This window comes from Helicobacter monodelphidis, assembly GCF_003288845.1.
Taxonomy (GTDB): Bacteria; Campylobacterota; Campylobacteria; order Campylobacterales; family Helicobacteraceae; genus NHYN01.
This window is the reverse complement of sequence record NZ_NHYN01000038.1, coordinates 1-5,305: the sequence shown is the minus strand read 5'-3', so window position 1 is coordinate 5,305 and position 5,305 is coordinate 1. Positions and strand designations below refer to the sequence as shown.

At 34.7% G+C, this 5,305-nt stretch carries 5 protein-coding genes; all 5 read right to left on the bottom strand.

Annotated features, from left to right (window positions below):
- Window positions 1-60: 60 nt before the first annotated feature.
- A complete protein-coding gene (locus CCZ01_RS09525) occupies window positions 61-696 on the bottom strand; it encodes an IS607 family transposase (RefSeq protein WP_112052982.1) in 636 nt (211 codons plus the stop codon).
- Window positions 697-931: 235 nt separating this feature from the next.
- The gene (locus CCZ01_RS11025; RefSeq protein ID WP_458692862.1) at window positions 932-1,063 is read right to left on the bottom strand and encodes a hypothetical protein; all 132 of its coding nucleotides are present in this window, start codon (window positions 1,061-1,063) and stop codon (window positions 932-934) included.
- Between the two features lie 240 nt (window positions 1,064-1,303).
- Entirely contained in the window at window positions 1,304-2,974 is a 1,671-nt protein-coding gene (locus tag CCZ01_RS09515; RefSeq protein ID WP_112052980.1) for a hypothetical protein, read from the bottom strand.
- 217 nt (window positions 2,975-3,191) lie between these two features.
- Complete coding sequence (locus CCZ01_RS09510) at window positions 3,192-4,220, bottom strand: hypothetical protein (RefSeq protein WP_112052979.1); 1,029 nt, start codon at window positions 4,218-4,220, stop codon at window positions 3,192-3,194.
- A gap of 83 nt (window positions 4,221-4,303) precedes the next feature.
- On the bottom strand, window positions 4,304-4,630 hold the full coding sequence (locus CCZ01_RS09505; RefSeq protein WP_112052978.1) for a YkgJ family cysteine cluster protein: 327 nt from the start codon (window positions 4,628-4,630) through the stop codon (window positions 4,304-4,306).
- Between the last annotated feature and the right edge of the window lie 675 nt (window positions 4,631-5,305).

The following is a 5,305-nucleotide window of genomic DNA, read 5'->3' as shown; positions in this document are numbered from 1 at the left end:
GAACAGCCAAAAGCTTTTTTGAAATGTGTAATGTGCTTATTATTTGGATTTAACTCTATTTTATGCGAGATTGTCATTGACTATCTTTTCCATATCATCTAAGAGCTTTTTGTTTTTCTTGCTTCTAGCTCCATATAATCTTGCAGAAAATACAGTAATAATTTCTAGCACATCTTTAGCCAACTCTTCTTCAAATTTAGGATTCTCATCTCCTTTATTAATAATAATTACTTCTACATCTTTAGCTTCACAAATAGCAAATACAAGTTCTGCTCCAAATCTAAGCAGTCTATCCTTATGTGTTAAAACTAATCTTTTAACTTGTCCTTCTAAGATTAGATTTAATAGCTTTGTTAAACCTTTTTTATAATAGTTCATACCGCTACCTAAATCTTGGATTACTTCATAATTGAATCCTTGTTTAGAGCAATAGAGTTCTAAAACCTGCACTTGTCTTATTAAATCATCTCTTTGATCGTGGGAACTAACTCTAGCGTAAGCTATGGTTTTTAAATTGTCAGAGTTAAACTTAATATTTTTATTGATATTTTTTAGAGTTTCAAGCTTATACCTACGCTCACCACCTCTGGTATATTCATCAGGCTTTAATAAGCCTTGCTTATCCCAGTTGCGTAGCGTTTGAATAGTAACGCCAAGAAGTTTAGAAGCTTTGCCAATTGATAATAGATTGTTCATAAATTAAATTATAGCAAAATAAATTTTTTAAATCAAGAATAATCTATAAAATATTTATGTAATTTTATAGATTGTTGTAGAATTTTAATTGCAGTTGGTTGCCCTTACAACTCCACGCCATTATCAAGGTAACGCAAAATCTTGCCTTGTAGTTGCATATTTCCTCCTCATCTAAAAACTAATATAATTATTATACTTCAAAATTCTGCACAATAGCATATTCACTTATAAAATCCTAAAGTATCACTACCCATAACCCAACAAGTGCCATAAAAAGTATGGGGAGCATAAAGATAAAACTCAAAGAAAAATAAGTTTTAAAACCCACAATCACACCATTTTTGCGCAATATCTCTAACCATAACAAGTGCAAAGCGAATTGATATTTGCCTCTTATTTTGCATTTTTTACACGAAGTATTGCATAAAAGTATGGAGCGAACTAAGATACTTAAGTCGCTTGTGTAAGTTTGTATTTTTGTTTTTCAACTTACTTTTGGCATTTCCTTGAATGAAATTAAAAAAGCACAGAATCCACTTGCTCATATTAAAGCATTAAAAGCATCGGACACAAAAAGAGATTCTATAGTTTCTCCATAAAGCCATTTTTACCACTGCAACTTGCCTGTGCGATTTGGCTTTTGCAATAGAGTTTTGACATTATCTATTGTTTTTATCTCAAGTTCTTTTCCATAAAGCAAACTGATACTATTTAACGCATGATAGATTCCGTTATTATCGTTATTTGCTATGGCTTTTTTATAATCTGCGAATGAAGATTCTAGACTCATAAGCCTTGCCTTGTGAGTTTGGGCGATGAGATTCTCTAACTCATCTTTTTGTGCTAGTATAGTAGGGAGCTTCTCTGCAATGAGTTCTGTTATCTCTTCAGCTCTCAATTTTGCCTTGTCTCTTTCCGCAAATATTCCAAAAAGCGCATCAAGGGCTAAATCTATGCTCCTACTTGTTATTACCACCACAAAAGCCCCAGCCACAATGGCAAATATCGGCGCAAGGAGAGTGCCACCAATGGGAATCAAAACTTGTAATTTTTGCTCCAAAGCGACAACGGGAACAACCCAAGCTGCAGAAAAAAGGGATTTGAAAATGGTTTTGAGTAAATCTCTGTAATTTGTTATTTCTCCTTTTATATAGGAGTGAATTCCATTGTAAATAGACTTTGCACTCTTTCTCAATGTTTCCCAAATGTATCGAAGCTTTTCTGCAATACCTTGAAACATCTGTCCAACAACTCCTACGACCACATCAACAGCCCCAAATCCAGCCCCTCGTGTAAAAGTCGACTTGAAAGATTCCATAACTTTGTTTATCAGTCTTTTTATTCTTTCCATAATCGTTACTTCAGAATCTACCCCGCCTTTATACATATCTTTGATTTCCCATATTATCCCATTTGCAAGAGTGGATATGGCGACTACCATTGCATCGCTTACACCCGCTTGCACAATATGTCCGCTTGCGGCAATGCTTTGTGTGATGACAGCAGTTGCTTTGGGATTCTCGCACATTAAGCGATTGGTAGTATTGTTTTGATTGAGTTTGTCTAATGCCTTTTGTGCTTGTTTTGCTTTTTGCTTCACTTTGGGGTCATTTGATTGAGTCCCTTTGTCAATCATAGATTCTAGGTTTTCTTTGTGTCGTTTATAGTCATCAAAAGGCATTCGCAATTCATCATTTTCAAGATATTTGTCTTTTAACAAATCATCTGTATTCTTAATGACTTTGAGTTGCGCAGTGCTAACGATATTGCCATTGCTATCAAGCGTTACCGTATCGATTGTCGTATGATTTTTTAATCCACTTTTACCATCTTTGCTATGTTTAGCGGATAGTTCTGCAAGTTGCTTTAATCCACCTTTATCAAAATCCATATTTTTGACTTCATCGCCATAATTTGCCATGATATAGTCATACTTAGCCCTATCTTCTGGCTTAAGATTCTCTATCTTTTTGCCACTCGCAATGATTCCTTGCATATTTTGAATATCCGCAAGTGTATCGGTGGTATAAGTCTTATGTCCTGTATTCAATAAAGAATCTTTGATATTTTGTTGCCCTATATCAAGCTCTTCAAAAGTTTGTCCAAAATAATTGTCATTGTTTTTATGACGATTATATGCTCTTGCTGTATCATTTGTCATAGCAGCACTTGCACCATAAGCCTCATAGGTATTCAAACTAAAAATATTCAACCCACATCTTGCTAAAGTTTGTGTGCCTATTTCATCAATAATTTCTTCATAGATTGGTTTTGACATTTCATATCCTTACTATGGTTTTGTTTTGCAATGATAATCACTGCAAAATCTAAAATAAACAAAACGGAGATTTACCTTGTCATTGTGATAAAAAATCGCCAATCCACACTTATCAAAGAGAGATTACCACGACTTTTTTGTCAAATTACAATGATAAATATTCACAAATTTCAGATTCTATAAAAAACAAATTGCATAGAATCTCATTAAAAATTTACTAGCTTCCCCATTTTTCGTTAATTTCGTCCATAAGCTCTTTGCATCGCTTTTGATTCTCAAGGATACCTTTAGTTATCTCATCATCATCACTCATAATAGGCGCATTAATCGTATTTATCATCGTTTCAGCAATTTGTGTCATTGTTGTTACCCAGTTTTGTTCGACCTCGTCCCATGTTCCCACTTGAATCCCTTTTTTATCCATTACTTTCTCTACAAGTCGTATATACTGCAATAATAATTCATCTTCTTCATTGAGCGTTATGTATTTTTCATGTGTCCTATTACTTATTTGTTCCCATAATAACGCTTCACTTTCCATTGTTATGGCTATAACTTTTACAATTTCATAATAGGCTATCGCATCATATTTTTTCTTTTCTGCACTCGCAGCAAATACAGCTCCAGCCACAGCAATGATAGGTGCAGCTACAACTCCTCCTAAGACATAAGCCCCACCAGCCATACCTAAGCCACCAGCAGCTAAGCTCCCTCCACCAAACCACGCTAATGTTGCATTTGTCGCAGCCACACCGCTAAGAGAACTAATCGCTGTGCCAGTAGAAGCAGTAGCCAAAAGCCCAGCTCCACCATACGCACCAAATCCAGCTAATCCACCAGCTAATCCACCAGCTAATCCACCAGCTAACAAGCCACCAAGTGCAGTGCTTAAGTCCATAATTGATTGCTTATTGTCCTTTAGTTGTTGTAGGGTATCATCACTAAGAATCTCATTGAATGATGCTTGAGTATCAATCTGCAATGTATCAATAAGTTTTTGATATTCTACAAATGTGGTTTCTATAATTTTTTGTTGCAATTTCCCTAATTTTTTAAACCTCTTTTCTGCCTTTTTCTTTTCAGTCTCAAGCTCTTTTTCAGCCTCCTTATATTTTTCCTTTGCTCTATCGTGATATTCTTCTGCTTCTTTCGTATCGCAATATCCATCATAACCTTTCTTCGCTCCATAAGTAGCTCCCGCTAATGCTAATCCACCCAACACAACTGGTATTAACGGTAATGGCATAATGCCTCCTTTAAGTTAAAATATATGCCTAAGGCAAATGAAAGACTCTTTTGCTTTATGATTCTCAAAGTCCTTCATTTGCCTTATTGTATATGCACCCTATATTGAGAATGTATATTTGCTTTTTCTTGCATGAGATTACAAGCATTTGCATTGAGTTCATAGAATCTTTTTTTACTATATGTTGCACGAAAATAATTTTCATACATTGCATCTATCTTACATATTTCAGGTCTAGTCTCATAGATAAGGCATTGATTTGTGTGCATATCTAAGAATTTACAGATTCCATTACCCATATCAAAATCACTTAATGCTTCAATATGCGTGATATGTTTGCAACATTCCCCACAGCTCGTGCAAGGAAATGTCAAATGTTGAGAATCTCTATGTGTTTTGTGAGATTCCATATTTTTATCCTTCTTTTTTCTTCGCACTCTCTTAAAGAGTGTATAATTGCATAGTGAGTTTCTTTGAGATTCTTATCTCTACACTCTATATTCTCTCAAACAAAGATGTAATGCGAAGTGCTTAAGTGCTATTGGAACTCAAAAGTATCTTAACCGCACAAGTGATTTTACAAAAAAAAAAAAAAACAAGTCAAGGTATTTTATGACTCTTTGAGATGGGGGATTTGTGGAGCTTTGAGGGCTGATGAGGATAACAATAGCACAAGATACAAAAGAAGCAAGTGAGCAATCAAAGATGACGGAATCTCAAGCAAATTCCTAGCACAATACAGAATCTCACTTATCAGATTCTAATCCTGCCACGCGAGATTCACAAGCCCAGAATCTTTTAGCTTTTTTGCTTGTGTGTCATTGCAAACCTAATGTTACGCAAGTTTCTAATCCCATTTTCTTAATTTCTTTAATAGTATCGCAAATAGATTCTAATTCTTTTTCTGTTGGACTTCTGTCAGAAGCACCTATGCAGAATCTTGTGCTTCCTTGAATCTCAACACAAACTTAACACTTTTTTCATACTTCTTTGACAACCCTACTATATCATTACATTAATCAAATTGAATTCATTCTGTTTGATAAAAAACTCAAGGAGCTAAAAATGAAAAAGTTGTTATCGGT